Annotated in this window: 11 protein-coding genes and 1 pseudogene; 10 read left to right on the top strand and 2 right to left on the bottom strand. The window is 40.8% G+C overall.

Annotated elements, in window-relative coordinates; genetic code table 11:
- The first annotated feature begins 9 nt into the window (after positions 1–9).
- The 5 genes from CDC33_RS00385 (at position 10) to CDC33_RS00360 (ending at position 5,966) form a co-directional block, all read left to right on the top strand.
- Entirely contained in the window at positions 10–375 is a 366-nt protein-coding gene (locus tag CDC33_RS00385; protein ID WP_109006796.1) for a Lin0512 family protein, read from the top strand.
- Between the two features lie 664 nt (positions 376–1,039).
- On the top strand, positions 1,040–2,461 hold the full coding sequence (locus CDC33_RS00375) for an aromatic ring-hydroxylating dioxygenase subunit alpha (RefSeq protein WP_109006794.1): 1,422 nt from the start codon (positions 1,040–1,042) through the stop codon (positions 2,459–2,461).
- 296 nt (positions 2,462–2,757) lie between these two features.
- The gene (locus CDC33_RS00370) at positions 2,758–3,096 is read left to right on the top strand and encodes a hypothetical protein (protein WP_109006793.1); all 339 of its coding nucleotides are present in this window, start codon (positions 2,758–2,760) and stop codon (positions 3,094–3,096) included.
- A 289-nt stretch (positions 3,097–3,385) separates the two neighbouring features.
- Complete coding sequence (locus CDC33_RS00365; protein ID WP_109006792.1) at positions 3,386–4,570, top strand: AbrB family transcriptional regulator; 1,185 nt, start codon at positions 3,386–3,388, stop codon at positions 4,568–4,570.
- A gap of 112 nt (positions 4,571–4,682) precedes the next feature.
- On the top strand, positions 4,683–5,966 hold the full coding sequence (locus tag CDC33_RS00360; RefSeq protein WP_109006791.1) for a molybdopterin molybdotransferase MoeA: 1,284 nt from the start codon (positions 4,683–4,685) through the stop codon (positions 5,964–5,966).
- Positions 5,967–6,190: 224 nt separating this feature from the next.
- Here the strand turns inward: CDC33_RS00360 and CDC33_RS00355 are convergent, their stop codons facing one another.
- A complete protein-coding gene (locus CDC33_RS00355; RefSeq protein ID WP_109006790.1) occupies positions 6,191–7,423 on the bottom strand; it encodes a cysteine desulfurase-like protein in 1,233 nt (410 codons plus the stop codon).
- 612 nt (positions 7,424–8,035) lie between these two features.
- Here CDC33_RS00355 and CDC33_RS00350 point away from each other — a divergent pair.
- Positions 8,036–8,257, top strand: coding sequence for a DUF4327 family protein (locus CDC33_RS00350; RefSeq protein ID WP_109006789.1), 222 nt, complete (start codon positions 8,036–8,038; stop codon positions 8,255–8,257).
- 409 nt (positions 8,258–8,666) lie between these two features.
- Here the strand turns inward: CDC33_RS00350 and CDC33_RS00345 are convergent, their stop codons facing one another.
- The gene (locus CDC33_RS00345; protein WP_109006788.1) at positions 8,667–8,918 is read right to left on the bottom strand and encodes a hypothetical protein; all 252 of its coding nucleotides are present in this window, start codon (positions 8,916–8,918) and stop codon (positions 8,667–8,669) included.
- An 832-nt stretch (positions 8,919–9,750) separates the two neighbouring features.
- Between CDC33_RS00345 and CDC33_RS00340 the strand changes: the two genes are divergently transcribed.
- The 4 genes and pseudogenes from CDC33_RS00340 to CDC33_RS00325 all read left to right on the top strand — a co-directional run bounded on the left by CDC33_RS00340 (position 9,751) and on the right by CDC33_RS00325 (position 16,060).
- Positions 9,751–14,178 carry a PAS domain S-box protein gene (locus CDC33_RS00340; RefSeq protein ID WP_109006787.1) on the top strand — a complete coding sequence of 1,476 codons (4,428 nt, stop codon included), beginning with the start codon at positions 9,751–9,753 and terminating at the stop codon, positions 14,176–14,178.
- 102 nt (positions 14,179–14,280) lie between these two features.
- Entirely contained in the window at positions 14,281–14,664 is a 384-nt protein-coding gene (locus CDC33_RS00335; RefSeq protein WP_109012382.1) for a protein tyrosine phosphatase family protein, read from the top strand.
- Positions 14,665–14,696: 32 nt separating this feature from the next.
- Positions 14,697–14,840 (top strand): annotated as a pseudogene (locus CDC33_RS40070) (IS607 family transposase); the annotation flags it as partial.
- 41 nt (positions 14,841–14,881) lie between these two features.
- Entirely contained in the window at positions 14,882–16,060 is a 1,179-nt protein-coding gene (locus CDC33_RS00325) for an RNA-guided endonuclease InsQ/TnpB family protein (protein WP_181373844.1), read from the top strand.
- Positions 16,061–16,480: the final 420 nt, after the last annotated feature.

The following is a 16,480-nucleotide window of genomic DNA, read 5'->3' as shown; positions in this document are numbered from 1 at the left end:
GAGGTAGTTATGGCACGTAAACGGTTGATTATTGAGATGGGGATGGGAATAGATCAGCATGGACAAGAACCAACAGTAGCAGCATCTAGGGCAGTAAGAAATGCGATCGCTCACAATGCTTTACCTGGTGTTTGGGAGGTTGCAGGTTTAAGTCACCCCAATGAAATGATTATAGAGGTTCAGGTAGCAGTTCCATACCCCGAACAAGTTAGGGAAGAAGAAGTACTAGCTGTACTACCATTTGGTCAAAAAACCCTTACCGTAGAATCTGGGGGGATGATAGTTCAAGGGCGGGCGATTCCCGAACTCAATGATAAAAATGATGAAATGTTAATTGCGATCGCTGCTGTTACAGTTCTAATCGAAGATGAGTAACTGAGGTAATTCCTCTATTATAAACAAATCACTATATTGAAGGTTATAGAGCAATACAGTTCAGATAAGACCAAAAAACTTGTAGAGACGGCGATTTATCGCGTCTTCAAAGACCAATTACCTACATGAATAATCCTTAACTGAACCGTATTGGGTTATAGAGAAATCGCACAATCGTTGAAAATTAAGTGACATACAGCAGTTTTTTAGTAGAACTCCATTTGTACAGGCGCGATTTTTAATCGTTAAGTATATTTGCCGATTACTTTATCAAAAAGCCTTATTGCTTTATAAAAATACCTGTTTAATTTATCAAAATACTTAAATTGCTTTCTCAAAATGAGGTTTGACTTACTCAAAAGCTGTGTTTGCTTTCTCATTTTGCTGTTTTCCGCAAGTAAAATGAACTTTGACTTACTCAAAAGCTGTGTTTGCTTTCTCATTTCAGTATTTTCCGCACTTCAAAGCAGCTTTTACTTAGTCAAACTCCAGTTTGCTTTCTCATTTTAGTTTTTTCCGTAAGCAAAAGCAGCTTTGACTTACTCAAACCCCAGTTTGCTTTCTTATTGTTAATTTTTGAAGTTTCACCCTAGAAATGTTCTATCTCTAGGACTAAATATTTGCTTATCCAAAGGTCTAAAATTATAGAAACCTGGAGAAAAATATGTCATTAGAAACAGAGACACTACAGGCAACATCACCAACTTCTACCTTTGAGACGCTTGAGGAAAAGCAAGAATTTAACTGGAGGCAATACTGGTATCCCGTCGCCTTTGTACAAGACTTACCAGATAACCGCCCTTATAGCTTTTCCTTGTACGATGAACCTTTGGTTTTATTCAAAAATAAAGATGGACAGTTTATCTGTTTAACAGATCGTTGTCCTCACCGTACAGCCAAACTTTCTGATGGACAAATTATTGACGGCAAAATTGAGTGTTTATATCACGGTTGGCAGTTTGGCAGTGATGGTCAATGTCTGCACATTCCCCAATTACCAGCAGATGCAAAAATTCCAGCCAATGCTTGCGTGCAATCCTTTAAGGTTGTGGAACGTCAAGGCATGATTTGGGTGTGGGCTGGTGAAAAAGAAACTGCTGTTGATGAAAATATCCCAATTTTGCCAGATTTAGATAAGCCAGGATTTGTGTGTGCAGACTTTATATTGGATCTGCCTTATGACCAAACATATCTAATAGAGAACGTTACCGATCCGGCTCATGTTGCTATTAGTCATCATGGCACTAGGGGAGGTAGTAATCGCAAAAATGCCCAACCGCTAGAAATAGAAGTCCTAGAGAGTTCGGCTCAAGGTATTCGAGGTAGGTGGCGAGGAATTAATAAATCAAATGAAGCTTGGAAATATATTGATTTTGTTGCTCCAAGTCTTGTGCTGAACAATGCTTATATTGAAGACCGAGGCTGGACATTTGGACTAGCTTTATATTCGATTCCTTTAGGTAAAGGGCGATGCCGTCTTTTAGCTAGAGGTTATCGTAATTTCATGACTTGGGGAGTCAAGCTAAGACCACGCTGGCTAGATCACTTAAATACCAACAAAATATTAGAGCAGGATTTACCTCTCATTGCGGGACAACAGTCAGAAATTGAGCGCTTAAAAACAAGTCTTAAAGAACTATACTTGCCTTTAAAAACATCTGACACATTAGTAGTTGAGTACCGCAAGTGGCTAGATAAATTTGGGTCATCTTTACCTTTTTATCAAGGCTATTCTACATCGAAAAATGTTGAAAATGGGGAGTTGAATCCAAAGCCAATTTTGTTAGACAGATTCTCGCGCCATACACTTATTTGTCATTCCTGCAATCGAGCTTATCAAGTTACAAATAGGGTTAAGCAAAGTTGTATAGGGGTAGCGATCGCTCTAGCTGCTGTAGCGATACTTGCAGATGATTCTACAATTAGAATTGCAGCAATATCGCTTTCTATTGCAGCAGTTGTAATATCCGCTATGACTCAAACACTCAAAACTCACTTTGAGCGTTCCTACACTCGTCAGCCCCTTTCCTACGGGACGCTGCGCGAACAGGGAAGTCAAAAGTCAAAAGTCAAAAGTCAAAAATAAGAATCCCATAAATAAATTTAGTTGCTCTGTACTTTTTTCTTTTTGGTCACTAAAATCGGGACTGGTCAAAGTTCGTAAGCTGATGCGCGAAAAGAATTGTACATTGCAATCGTTAATATTGTCGTTTGAAATACAAATGACTAATGACTAATGACTAATGACAACCCTCACGAGTAAATATCCAATCTTATTTGCGTTATGCTCAAGTTCGTGGCTTTGCGCTAAAGTAAAAATATTGGGATCAAAATCTCTGGCAGTAAGTTCAAACACCACTAATCTTTACCACTGCGGCGATAATGTCTCAAGAGCATAACGAATCACTCCAAATTCAGGAGATCACCAAACTAAAACCGAAACACTTTGCTGATTTAATCAGATCAGCACAATTGATTTTCGACCCCACAGCCGGAGTTTCGGGAAGAAACATCACAGTTGACTGGGAACAATTCGGAATTCCCCGTGATGTGGCTGACAATCTCAAATCACTTGGTCAGCAGTACCAATATGCATCTCCTCACATCCCTGTTGAAGCCATTTGGAGTAAATTAACTCCAGAAACTCGTATCTGGTTTGTTGAAAATAAAGATAGGTTGTGGCAGCTTGAAGAAGCTTTCCCAGCCCTTGACGAAGATTAAACGGCTGAATCATAGAAAGGAATATAAATTATTTGTAGGGGTACAACGATCGTTGTGCCCCTATCCTCTCTCTATAGGCATTTTTGTTTGCAGGCAACACGCGGTAAATTTAGACCTAGTACTGCAAGACAGAACGCAAAAGTCAAAAGTCAAAAGTCAAAATGAATACAGCGTAAGAGTTTTATTGATTTGGAATGGGTGGTTTATTTACGCCGCGCTGTACTAGTTGTTTTATGCGATCGCCCTAGCTTAAGTACATAAGTTAAATTAATAAAAAAGCCCATCATAGATGAATCAAAGCCTAAGTGTTGCTCCCAACCTGGAAGAACACACTCATGAAAATCCCGTTGCTAGCAAACAACAGCTATTTACAAAGCAATTAATTGTCCTTGTCTTGGAAATGCTTCTGGCATTACCTCTGGGTTTACTCCTGGCAAAGTTCCAAATTGGTAGAATTGCCTGGATATTTGGCGGGATTGCTGCTGGTACATTGGTTCTTCAAGGGTGTCGAATTTTTTATCAATATTCTCCCCAACCTAACCGTACTGCAAGAAAGGTGGGAATGGCACTTGTAGGCTTAACTGTTGGTGCTTCCAATGCTCACGGGAATCTAGCTAGTGTTGCTTCTGGTATTCCCATATTTCTTTTGCTTACCTTGTTTTTGCTGCTGAGTGGAAGCTGTATTGGTTATATTTACTCCCGCCTTAGCAAAACCAACTTATTAACAGCAATGCTGGCTACAGTTCCTGGTGGTGTTGGAATTATGGCAGCGATCGCCGCCGATTACAATAAAAATGTGAGCTTGGTTGCCTTAGTTCAGGCGATTCGCGTCACCTCAGTAGTTATTCTAATTCCTTTCATCGCTAAGACATCAACTGGTAATTACTATGCGCAAACACTCCCAATCAATGCTGCTTGGCTCAATTTCGATCCATCGCAACTAGAATTACTCTTGTTAGTACTGGTAATTACTGGATTAGTAGTTTATCCAGCTATATTATTTAAAATTCCGGCTGGCGATTTCTTTGGTGCATTATTAATTGGTATCGGGTTTAATCCTTTGCTACATTGGCTACCTTTTGTAGGTGATATTAGCTTTAATCCGCCGCCAATAATTAACTTATTGGGTCAAATGCTCCTGGGAATTACTATTGGTGAGTATTGGGGAGACAAACCCAACTTTAGAAAGCGGACTGTCGTTTATGCCTTAATGTCTGTGGGAATGACCCTAATAGCGGGAGCGATCGCTGCTATACTTGCGATGCAATTAACCTCTTGGGACTGGTTAACCTGTCTTTTAGTCACAGCACCAGGAGGATCAGCAGAAATGATCTTAGTTTCCCTGGCATTGAATCATAATGTTGAGATTGTCACAACTGGTCATTTAATACGCCTAATTGCGATTAATAGTTCTCTACCGCTTTGGCTGTATTTGTTTCGCCGTCTAGATGAGCGATTTTCTGAACCAGTTTAATTGATGAAGGCAGTGCAGAGAGGCATTGGGATTTAACCTCAAGCAGAAATTCAATTCCATTATTTAAAATCTAAAATTGGTCAAAGGGATAAAAAAGTCGGAGGCGATCGCTATGGTATCAGTCAGCGATGCACAAGCAATTATTTTAAATTTAGTACAACCGTTGGATCATCAGCGTGATACAGAAGTTGTCGATTTATTAGTAGCAGATAGTCGGATTTTGGCAGTGCCTGTCACCAGTCCGCTAGATTTTCCCCATTGGGATAATTCGGCAATGGATGGCTACGCAGTTCGCTACGAAGATGTACAGCATAGCAGCGTAAACCCAGCCGTTTTAGAAATTGTTGAAGATATTCCGGCTGGGTATCAACCGAAGTCTACAATTCAACCAGGACAAGCCGCGCGGATTTTCACAGGCGCGGTGATCCCAGCAGGTGCGGATACTGTAGTCATGCAAGAAAAGACACGCCGCGAGGAAAATCGTGTATTTATTCTGGATGCGCCAAAACCGCAAGAATTTGTCAGACACAAAGCATCTTTTTATCAATCTGGAACACAATTACTACCAGCAGGAATTAAGCTAAATGCTCCAGAAATTGCCGTATTGGCAGCAGCACAATGTTCACAATTAAGTGTTTACCGCCGTCCGTGTGTGGCAATTTTTTCTACTGGTGATGAGTTGATGACAGTTGATCAACCGTTGCAACCAGGGCAAATTGTGGATTCTAATCAGTATGCGCTAGCAGCTTTGGTGAAACAAAGTGGCGCAGAACCAATACTTTTAGGCATAGTCAAAGATGATCCAATTGCTTTGGAGAAAGTTATTGCCCACGCCGTTGCGATCGCTGATATAGTTCTCTCTTCTGGTGGCGTCTCAGTAGGAGATTATGACTATATTGATAAAATTCTAGAGTCACTAAAAGCAAAAATCTACATTCGCTCTGTGGAAATGAGGCCAGGAAAACCCCTCACCGTCGCCACTTTCCCCACTCCCCACTCCCCACTCCCCACTCCCTCATCTCCCCCACTCCCCACTCCCCACTCCCCACTCTACTTTGGTTTACCAGGAAACCCTGCTGCTGCGTTGGTGACATTTTGGCGGTTTGTGCTACCAGCAATCAAGAAACTTTCAGGAATTACTGAAGGTTGGGAACCAGTGTTTTTAAAAGTGCGATCGCATCATGAGTTGCGCTCAAATGGCAAACGCGAAACTTACCTTTGGGGTAAATTGCATTTAATTGATGGAGTTTACGAATTTCATCAAGCTGATGGTAGTCAAAGTTCTGGCAATTTAATTAATTTAGCTCAAACCAATGCTTTAGCTGTTATCCCAGTGGGTAAAACATTAATTTACCCACAAGAAGAGGTGCAAGTTTTGCAGCTGAGTAATGGGTAAGCGGGAGTAGGGAGATGGGGAAGATGGGGGAGATCGGGGAGCAGGGGAGACAAGGGGACAAGGGGACTTAAATCAGAACTTGCAACAAGTGTTTCCCCTTGTCCCCAATTCTCAAGAGTCCCCAAGTCCTCTTTCCAATGCCCAATGCCCAATGCCCAATCCCCAATCCCCAATCCCCAATCCCCAATCCCCAATCCCCAATCCCCAATCCCCAATCCCCAATTTTAAAATACCTGCTCAAAAGCCTCAATCAAACTGTTAACTTCATCAAGAGTGTTGTAATGCACCATACTCACCCGCACTATTCCACCTTGGGACGCTAACCCCAGGTAATCAATCAGCCGTTTAGCATAAAAGTCTCCGTAGCGAATCCCAATATAATGTTGGTCAATTTTTACCGGAATGGTTGAGCTATTCATTCCATCTACCACAAAAGATATAGTTGGCACACGGAATTTACGGTCAGCTTTTGATTGACCAATCACTCGCACATTAGACTTGCTGTTGAGGTAATTTAAGAGGCGATCGCTAATATGTTCTTCATGTATGCTAATTAAATCAAACGCCTGCACCATTTGATTTCTCAAATCAGGTGCAGTTTGATCGCCGTAGTGGAGTTGTGCTAATTCACTTAGATAATCGCATAAACCCAACATTCCATAACTTAATTCAAAGTTGACATTCCCTAACTGAAATTTATAAGGTATATCTGTCTGGTCAATAAAATAATGGTTAAGACCAGGTAATCTTAATAAATGTTCTTCTTTGCCATAAAGTAAAGCATGATGTGGCCCATAGACTTTATAAAAACTCAAAGTATAGAAATCAACATCCAAATCTTGGACATCAACTAACCTGTGGGGTGCATAAGCTACACCATCCACACAAATCATCGCGTTGCGATCGTGAACAAATGCAGCAATTTCTTTGATAGGATTGATGGTTCCCAGAACATTAGAAGCATGAGTCAAAGCTACTAGTTTTGTACGCTGACTCATCAATGGTTCTAAATCTGCTAAATGAAGTTCCAAGCTATCTGGGCGAATTTGCCACACTTTAACCTTCATTCCTTGTTTTTCCAGAGCCACCCAAGCACCAATATTGGCCTCATGGTCACAATTAGTAACAATAATTTCATCACCAGGTGTAAAGGTTTGACCAAGACAAATAGAAAGGACTTTCAACATCATTGTGGTAGATGGCCCCATAACCACTTCTTTATAAGAATTGGTATTAATCAAAGTAGCCATTCCCCTAGTTGCTAAAGCCAATCGTTCTCCTGCAAGTTGAGAAACTGCATAAGAAGCTCCCAACTGGACATCAGAACTCAGAAGGAATTCGCTAATTCTATCTACTACTTTTTTCAGGGTTTGTGACCCGCCAGCATTATCAAAAAAAGTCCATTCACCAGCTAGGGCGGGAAAATATTGCCGAACTTTATCAAGATTCAAATGCATAGTATAAGTTTTTTAGAGAATGTTCTTTACCCTAGCCTACCTTTTAGCGAGTCGCCTAGATAGAGAGCATCTATAGGATTACTATTTGATTTTTGAACGAAATTAAGTATTGTAGAGTGTGTTAGAACGGAGTTCGTAACGCACTATGAACACGAGTTTGATGCCGTACTCTCCGTGCTAACACATCCTACGTATATTTTCAGAAATCAAACCGGATTCCTATACATCCTATCGTGGTGTTTACAGCTTGTTATGCCAGCCTTATTATTCTGCAAGAATCTCTCTAGAGAGGGGGTATACTTAGTAACTTAAAGAGTATCTTAATGATATATCTTACTTACAGCAAAGGTTAACGTCTTGATTCTTCATAACTCTCGTCGGTTTTATTTGATAAGTTTAAGGTAGAGTCAAAGCAACTATACGACTATTATTTGATTTTTCAAAAGATAGGTAGGATATGTAGCTGCGAGAGTACGGCATCAAATCCTTACGAATGGTGCATTACGAATTCCATCTTAACGCACCCTACAATACCTAACTTTTTCCAAATCAAATAGTAATCCTATATTGTTGTTATTTTTAATTCCTTGATTGAAAACAAAGGAACGAGCTATGAATACTACGGTAAAATATGACATCGAGCTTATCAAGCAAGAAGCACTGCAACTTGTTAAAAAGAGACTTATTAACCGTCAGCAGTCAATTTATACCCTTTGTAAATATATTCCTCCTTGTGACTGGGTTAATTTTGAACTTGAGTTAGAAAAAAACGAATTTTTACTCAGAGATAGAATTATCGATCTCCTGAACCAGGAATCTTGGGAAGACGATTGAGGCTGCATTTAGAAGCTGAACCTTATTAGCAGCATTTCAATAAAATTAAAATTAGAAATTCATTTTTCATTAAAAACCCTCGAATTAACTTAGGGGTTATAAACAAGAGATTATTAGAGGTTATTTATAAATTAATACGCTTGGGTTAGCGCCAAAAACCTTAAACTGCGTAGGCTGGGGAGCAACTGCGCCCTTGCGGTTTTCTGACTTGTAACCCCTACTTTTAAGCAAGCTACGGTGGCATACACAAGTCTTCTAGAGTTGCCCTACTGGCTTTTGATTCCCCCAACCCCCCGATAAATTGTTGTGTCAGGTAATACCTCATCGAAGAGCCACAGCCTGCATTTTATAACGATTGATTGGTGGAATCAAGAAAAAATTATACTAAACCAATCTCAGTTACTTAGGATTAGGCAGACAATTCTTGTACCCCTATCCATTCCGTGATAGATTGCCATTGGCTTGCGTAAACAGTAGTATTTCTACGTTTTTCTGGTTGAGGCTTTCTAGGTATTTTTGCCGTGACAGCCTCGGTGAATGAACTGGATTGGTTCAGATTATAAACAGGCATTTCTTGCCAGCAGTGGCGACAAAACCAGTAACTTTCTGCACCGCGTACATGTTCTAAAAGTAGACTTGAGCAGCAAGGGCAGTAATTCATATTTTCTTAAATCCTGTTAATAAAAGTGTTATCGCAAATCGGGGTAGCCACTTGACAAGCCCGTAGGTATTTAAAACCACGTGTTTATATTTTGACTATAGTCTTTAAATATGAGGAACTTGTGAGGAAATTTGAAATATTTAATAATCTCGTATAATTTATACATATTTCTTAAGTAATAGCATCAAAGCTATAGGACTCGTCTTTGATTCTTGAAAAAACTCGCCCTCAACTCGAAAGAGCTGATTCCCTACTCCCGTTCGGGTACGCTCACGACATGGCAAGTCTACTACCTGCCTATCGCGCTTGCGCTGCGCTTCTGTGCGAGACGCTTCTCCTAACAAAGAGGTGCAAGGGGCGGGTGATACTTTTACAGAACATCGTTTTGACGCTTTGATGATTTGCTGCTTTGGTAAGAACTGCGTTCTTCAACAAAACAGCCGAAATCACAACCTTTCTGGTAACGTTCGGAACTTGGATTTAATATTTACACTCATCAATTAATTTCAAGGATTTCCCACTAACAAAACTACCAATACCATCAATTAAGGCAATCTCTTCATATAGATGATATCCTATCTCTAATTTGATAATAGAATGAGTCTGACAACGCTAAAATTATATCTACTTCCTGCTTTCGTTAGTAACTTGCATTTGTTCCCTATATTAAATTTTCTAATTTTTACAAAGCGTATCTATCAATGTAATTGCTTGATAGTTGATTGCAGCAATAATAATTCTTGATTTTCAATAATTTGCTTATTCTGCCTGGCGCTAGCTTTTGCTAATTCGTTTTCGTATCAGAAAGATCATTAAGATTGACAAATTAACCATGCGATTCAACGATCAACTGATTAACATACCTAGCTTAAATAATGTTATTAATCGTTATCCCTTAACGATTAAGCCAGATAGTTTTGTAGTCGAAGCTATCTTCTTGATGAACCAGGAAAGATGTAGTAATTATGCACCTACAAACTTAAATTCTTTATTAGATTTCAGCCCCGTAAATCAACCTTTAACTGGTTGTGTCTTGGTTCTGGAGGGATTAAATTTATTAGGCATTTTTACTGAAAAAGATGTAGTTAGACTTATAGCTTCTGGAATGGATTTATCTACGGTGACGATCGCACAAGTGATGACGCAGCCAGTAGTTACCCTTAGACAATCAGATTCTCAGGATATTTTCATTGCCTTATCGTTATTGCGTCAGCATCAAACTCATTATTTGCCCGTATTGGACGATCGCGGACAATTACAAGGAATCATTACTGAGACTAGCTTATTACAAGCCTTTGACCTGGTAAAAATGGTTGGGGTCATTGAAGGGTTGCAGCAATATCTACAAAAACCTAAAGATGAATTCAGGCAGGTTAATCAGTACACAGAGATAGAGCAAGTCCGTTGCCAAACTCAAAATAATTTAAAACTATGGGTTGAGGCACAATCGGCTGAAATTATGCAAATTAATCAGGAACTTCAGCTAGCCCTCGAAGAACTCCAGGTTGCACAAGAAGAATTGCGCGAACAAAATCAAGAGTTGTCCATTGCCCGTGAGCTAGTAGAATTAGAGCGCCAGCGTTACCAGGATTTATTTGAGTTTGCTCCAGATGGTTACTTGGTAACTGATACAGCAGGTATTATCCAAGAGGCTAACCGAGCAGCAGCAATCTTGCTGGCTGTCCGCCAAAAATATTTAGTAAATAAACCATTAATTTTATTTATTCCTCACCAAGACCGCCAGACTTTTACCACTCGACTGAATAATTCGCAGCAAGAACAAGAGTGGGAAGCTTATCTAAAACCACGGAGGGGTAAAGCTTTTCCGGCTAGCATTAGAGCGGCTGCTATGTACGATTTTGAGGGTAAGCAAGTTGGTTGGCGATGGTTACTCTGCGATATTAGCGAACGCCAACAGGCAAAAGAATCACTGCGCCAAGCAAACGAAGAGTTAGAACAACGAGTGGCAGAACGGACAGCAGAACTTGTGATGTCCAACTTCCTGTTGCAACAAGAAATTATTGACCGCCAACGCGCAGAAGTTGCATTACAACAGAACGAAAACCTCTATCGCCAACTCGTGGAAAGCCAAATTGACATAATTATCCGCATTGATTTGCACTTTCAGATTACCTTTGCCAATGCGGTTGCTTGTCAAACCTTCGGTTGGAAAGAAGATGAGTTTCGTGGTCAGTCATTTTTCCAGTTTCTTCATCCAGATGACTTACCTGAAGCGATGGAAGATATAGCGGCTTTAGGATCTTCAGCCCATCCCTTGACTAATCGTGAGCGACGTGCATTTACAGTTAATGGTATTCGCTGGTTTCAATGGAATGCGATCGCAATTCGTAATGACAAAGGAGAGGTTGTTGAAATCCAAGGGGTAGGCAGAGATATTACCGAACAGCAAGCGGCGCTACATGAACGCCAACTTGCAGAAGCAGCACTGCGCCAAAGCGAAGAAAAATTTCGCAATTTTGTCGAACACACCCACGCCATCATTAGTATTGCTAGCCCAAATTCATTCCACCCTTTGTACATTAGTCCTGCTTATGAGAGAATTTGGGGCCGCTCTTGCCAAAGTCTTTACGACCAGCCAGACTCTTGGCTAGAGGCAATTCATCCAGACGATCGCGATCGTGCTACCAAATCAGTAGAGCAACTACTTAGTGCTAAATCTAGTTCAGTAGAATATCGAATTTTACGGCCTGATAACTCGGTGCGCTGGATTTGGAATCGCGGTTTTGCTGTCTATGATGACCAAGGAGAAGTTGAGTACTATGGTTGCATTGCCGAAGATATCACCGAGCGCAAACTGTCCGAAGATTCATTGCGCCAGAGTGAGGAGAAATTTCGCACTATTGCCGAAAATATCCAGGCAGTCATTTGGATTGCTAGTACAGATTCATTCCGAACCTTGTATGTTAGTCCGGCTTATGAAAAAATTTGGGGTCGCTCTTGCCAATATCTATTGGAGCATCCTGAGTCCTGGATAGACACCATTCATCCAGACGATCGCGAGCGAACAACCAAAGCAGCAAAACAACAGCTTAATGGTGAATCCGCTTCAATAGAATATCGAATTTTGCGACCTGATGGATCAATGCGCTGGATCTGGGATCGGAGCTTTACTGTCTATGATGACCAAGGAAAAGTTCAGTATTATGGCGGTATTGCCGAAGATATTACCGAACGAAAACTAGCCGAAGAGTCACTGCAAGAAAGTGAAGCGCGATTGAGTTTAGCTACCGAAGCAGCGCAAATGGGAATATGGGATCGCAACATGATTACCAATACTACTATTTGGTCTGCCAATATGGGGCCACTTTATGGTCTGCCGAGCAACACCTTGTGTCCAATCTTTGAAGACTATCTCAATTTAATCCATCCAGAAGACCGCGAATCTGTGGTTGCGAGTATAGCCCGGATGATTGAGGAAGGAAAAGGATTTATAGAATATCGAATTGTCTGGCCCGACGGCAGCCTACACTGGTTAAACTGCAAAGGTCAGGTCTACTATAACGAAATCGGTCAGCCGATCAGAATAATCGGCACAAATAGGGATGTCACTGAGCGCAAACTGGCAGAACAAAAAATCTCCCAACAAGCGGCTCTACTTGATATAGCCACCGATGCCATATTAGTTAGAGATTTCCAGTTTCAAATTTTATTCTGGAATAAAGGTGCAGAGCGGATGTATGGTTGGCTTTCTCCAGAGGTTATGGGAAAAGACCTCCGGGAGATTTTTTACTCAGCAAGAACTCAGCAGCAACTAGAAGTATCGCTAAAAAGCGTAATTGAGAGTGGCTCGTGGCAAGGTGAGTTACATAAAGTTACGAAATCCGGTAAGGAAATTATTGTGGAAAGCCGTTGGACATTGATGCGTGATTCTGAGGGAGAACTCAAATCTATCCTTACTGTTGACACTGACATCACCGAAAAGAAACAACTCGAAGAGCAGTTTTTTCGCACCCAGCGATTGGAAAGCCTTGGTACTCTTGCAGGTGGTATTGCCCACGACTTGAACAATATATTGACACCAATTTTGGCTGCGGCTCAATTACTACAGGGAACATTTTTACAAGACGAGGAGCAGTCTGGACAAATGCTGGCACTTGTAGAAATCAACGCCAAACGCGGAGCAGCTTTAGTGAAGCAAATTTTGTCCTTTGCGCGAGGATATAAAGGAGAGCGGACAATTATTCAAGTCGAGTCTCTGATTTCAGAAATTATCCAAATTGCTAAACAGACATTTCCCAAATCTATTGAATTTTCCACGGTTATCTCAGAAGACATTTGGGCTGTCACAGGGGAAGCAACACAACTGCATCAAGTACTGATGAATTTGGTAGTAAATGCCCGCGATGCTTTACCAAATGGCGGCAATATCAAAATTTCTGCGGAAAATAAGTTTATTGATGAAGCTTACACCAGAATGAATCTCGATGCTAAAGTTGGGCATTATATTCTGATTAGCGTTGCCGATAACGGAATTGGGATACCCCCAGACATATTAGATAGAATTTTTGAGCCGTTTTTCACCACAAAAGATGTCAATGCAGGTACGGGACTTGGGCTTTCAACAGTGCTTGGCATTATTAGAAACCATGATGGTTTTATCAAAGTGTCTAGCAGTATTGGTAGAGGCAGCAAATTTGACCTGTTTTTACCAGCAATGGAAGCAACTCAAGCGTTCAGCATAGAAGAGATAGATTTCCTCTCAGGAGAGGGAGAACTGATTTTAGTTGTAGATGATGAAGCCCAAATTCGGGAGATTACCACAATCATCTTAGAAAAGCACAAATATAAGATATTAGCTGCCAATAATGGCATAGAGGCGATCGCACTCTATGCCGAGTACAAGTATCAAATCAATGCCGTATTGATGGATATAGTGATGCCGGAGATGGACGGAATCACCGCTATTCGCACCTTACAAAAAATGAACAAGCAGGTTCAAATTATTGTCTGTAGCGGTTTGAATTCAATGGAAGTCTTTGCTCAAGCGGCTAATGTTAGCGTGCAAGCAGTTTTATCAAAACCCTATACAGCCAAAGAATTATTGCAAACTTTACACCACCTATTTAGAGGCAGTGCAGAGTTAGGAGTAGGGGGTAGGGGAAGCAGGGGAGACAAGGGGACAAGGGGACAAGGGGACTTAAATGAGAACTTGCAACAAGTGTTTCCCCTTGTCCCCAATTCTCCAGAGTCCCCAAGTCCTCTTTCCCATGCCCAATGCCCAATGCCCAATGACCAATGACAAATGACTAATGACTAATGACTACTCCCTCACAAGTTCCTCAAATTGCTTTGCTAAATTTAGGGTTGGGGCAATGTCGGCAATATGGGGTTAATCCGGCTGATGAATATTGTTAGAAAAATTAATGGTGAGTTAGCGATCGCTGGACAAATTACACTAGATCAGCTAAAACAAATTGCTGAAGAGGGTTATAAGTCTGTAATAAACCTACGTTTGTCCGACGAAACAGACTTGCTGGCTAATGAACAGGAGAAGACAGAGCTTTTAGGATTGTACTACCTTAACTTCCCAACTAAACCTGAAGACCTGAATCATCAAAGTACGCTCCAGATATATCAGACTATTACTGAATTACCCAAACCGATTCTGATCCATTGCGATAACTCAATTCGTTCAGCCGCGATCGCATTGTTATATATCTGCATCAAGCAGGGCGTAACATTTGAAAAAGCACTGCAAAAAATTATTACATTAGGCTTAATATAGCTATCAACGAAGAGGCAGGGCGGCAGGGAGAGAGTGAAGCATTATCGCCCCATGAAGAACTGGTTCAAGATTTGTTGTCAATCGTGCATTGCTTTTCCAGTCGTTTATACGGATTACGCAAATATAAGCAAAAAGTAAAGTTAATTGCTCAAGGTGTCGATCCTTGTTCAAAGTAGGATATACTTATTTAAGTAAATAAGTTTGCAAAAGTTTAGCTATGTTTGCTATCAAGCGAGAATTAAAACTAAATAAGGTTGAAACCTCCTTGATGCGTGGCAATGCTGGCTTTAAGCGGTTTGTTTACAACTATGGATTAGAACTGCTAACTGCATCTTGGAGTTTTGAAGACGTAAAAGCTTCTGACTCCAAACGCATTGATGCTATCAAGAAAGTTCTAACTCAAGTTACAATGCAAAAGCCTGAATATGCGTGGATGAGAGAGTATCCGTCCACAGTGTATCAGTCAGCATTTATTGACTTGAAGGATGCTTTTTCGAAGTGGCGTAAAGGGTTAGGAGATTTCCCAAAGAAGAAGTCCAAGAAAAAAGGTGACTCCTTTAGTGTTTACAAAACTGCTGGCATATATCTCGAAAAAGGTAAACCAGCACTGCCATTTACTAACCGAGTTGTAATAAATGCTGGAAAGATTATAAAGTTACCCGGACTAAAGGAACTTAGATTAAAAGAACGAATTGATTTTATCTGTAGTTCCCAGACATTTACTGTTTCTAGAACCGCAGATAGATGGTTCGTTGCGTTTGTGTTGGATGCCGAGAAGATTCCACCAATAATTCACCCAATTAAAAAGATTGGTGTTGACTTAGGAGTGAAAGTCTTAGCAACTTGTTCTGACGGTACTTTTTACGATATGCCTGTCACTACCAAAAAGGCGAAAATCAAGCTTGGGAAATTGCAGTGGCGAAATCGTAATAAAGTCCTTGGCAATAAGAAGCTGAAAATCAAAGCATCAAATAAAGCGAAACGATATTATGTCCGACTGGCAACACAACACGCTCATGTTGCCAACATTCGGCAAGATGCCACTCAAAAAATGACCACTGACATAAGTCGTAAAGCTGCTGTCATTAGGATCGAGGATCTGAATGTATCAGGCATGATTGCTAACCATAAACTAGCCAGCGCTGTGAGTAATAACTGTTTTTACGAAATTCGTAGACAGTTGACTTACAAGCAACCTTTTTACGCGACTAGGGTTGAGTTGGTTGATAGATGGTATCCGTCCTCGAAGATGTGTTCCAAGTGCCACCACATTCAACCGATGGGACTGAGTGAGCGTGTTTATAGATGTGGTGGATGCGGCAATATTCAAGATCGTGATGAGAACGCCTCAATTAATTTGAGGGATGCACCTTTAAGCAAAGTAGGGTTGGCTTGACCCAAACTTAACGCCTGTGGACAAGAAGTAGCCGACTACCTTGGTTGAAGCAGGAAGAAAACATTAAGTCTATTTAATTAAGGTTAAGTAGGTTTGAGTAAGTTTTTTAAAGCAGATGCTGTAATTTCCTAGCAATGAAGGGTTTCAAAGTAAATCAATTTATTTATGTTTAATATTAAATATTTATTTCGATAGCGTAGCGCTATCAAGCGTCGTGAAAAGTGACTCAAGAAATAATGCATCTAAACTTTCAACGAGTTTATTTATCCGGTTCCCCCCCTGCTCCCTGCCCCCTTTCCTCTTTTATGACTCCCTCATCCCACAGATTTGAAGTCCTCGCAGCGTTTCATCCCAGAGCTAGACGCGGGTGATTTCCATGTATATGTACCATTAAGCGGGGAATGTACCTCAGAAAACCGA

Origin of the sequence: Nostoc commune NIES-4072 (genome assembly GCF_003113895.1) — a bacterium.
GTDB lineage: Bacteria > Cyanobacteriota > Cyanobacteriia > Cyanobacteriales > Nostocaceae > Nostoc > Nostoc commune.
Note: the sequence above shows the minus strand (reverse complement) of the source record. Positions and strands in the feature narration are given on the sequence as shown.

Bases quoted from the DNA above. Each gene is read 5' to 3' on its own strand.
- CDC33_RS00335 (WP_109012382.1), top strand. From the start codon at position 14,281: ATGAATATTGTTAGAAAAATTAATGGTGAGTTAGCGATCGCTGGACAA.
- CDC33_RS00355 (WP_109006790.1), bottom strand. From the start codon at position 7,423: ATGCATTTGAATCTTGATAAAGTTCGGCAATATTTTCCCGCCCTAGCT.
- CDC33_RS00325 (WP_181373844.1), top strand. From the start codon at position 14,882: ATGTTTGCTATCAAGCGAGAATTAAAACTAAATAAGGTTGAAACCTCC.
- CDC33_RS00385 (WP_109006796.1), top strand. From the start codon at position 10: ATGGCACGTAAACGGTTGATTATTGAGATGGGGATGGGAATAGATCAG.
- CDC33_RS00375 (WP_109006794.1), top strand. From the start codon at position 1,040: ATGTCATTAGAAACAGAGACACTACAGGCAACATCACCAACTTCTACC.
- CDC33_RS00340 (WP_109006787.1), top strand. From the start codon at position 9,751: ATGCGATTCAACGATCAACTGATTAACATACCTAGCTTAAATAATGTT.
- CDC33_RS00350 (WP_109006789.1), top strand. From the start codon at position 8,036: ATGAATACTACGGTAAAATATGACATCGAGCTTATCAAGCAAGAAGCA.
- CDC33_RS00365 (WP_109006792.1), top strand. From the start codon at position 3,386: ATGAATCAAAGCCTAAGTGTTGCTCCCAACCTGGAAGAACACACTCAT.
- CDC33_RS00360 (WP_109006791.1), top strand. From the start codon at position 4,683: ATGGTATCAGTCAGCGATGCACAAGCAATTATTTTAAATTTAGTACAA.
- CDC33_RS00370 (WP_109006793.1), top strand. From the start codon at position 2,758: ATGTCTCAAGAGCATAACGAATCACTCCAAATTCAGGAGATCACCAAA.
- CDC33_RS00345 (WP_109006788.1), bottom strand. From the start codon at position 8,918: ATGAATTACTGCCCTTGCTGCTCAAGTCTACTTTTAGAACATGTACGC.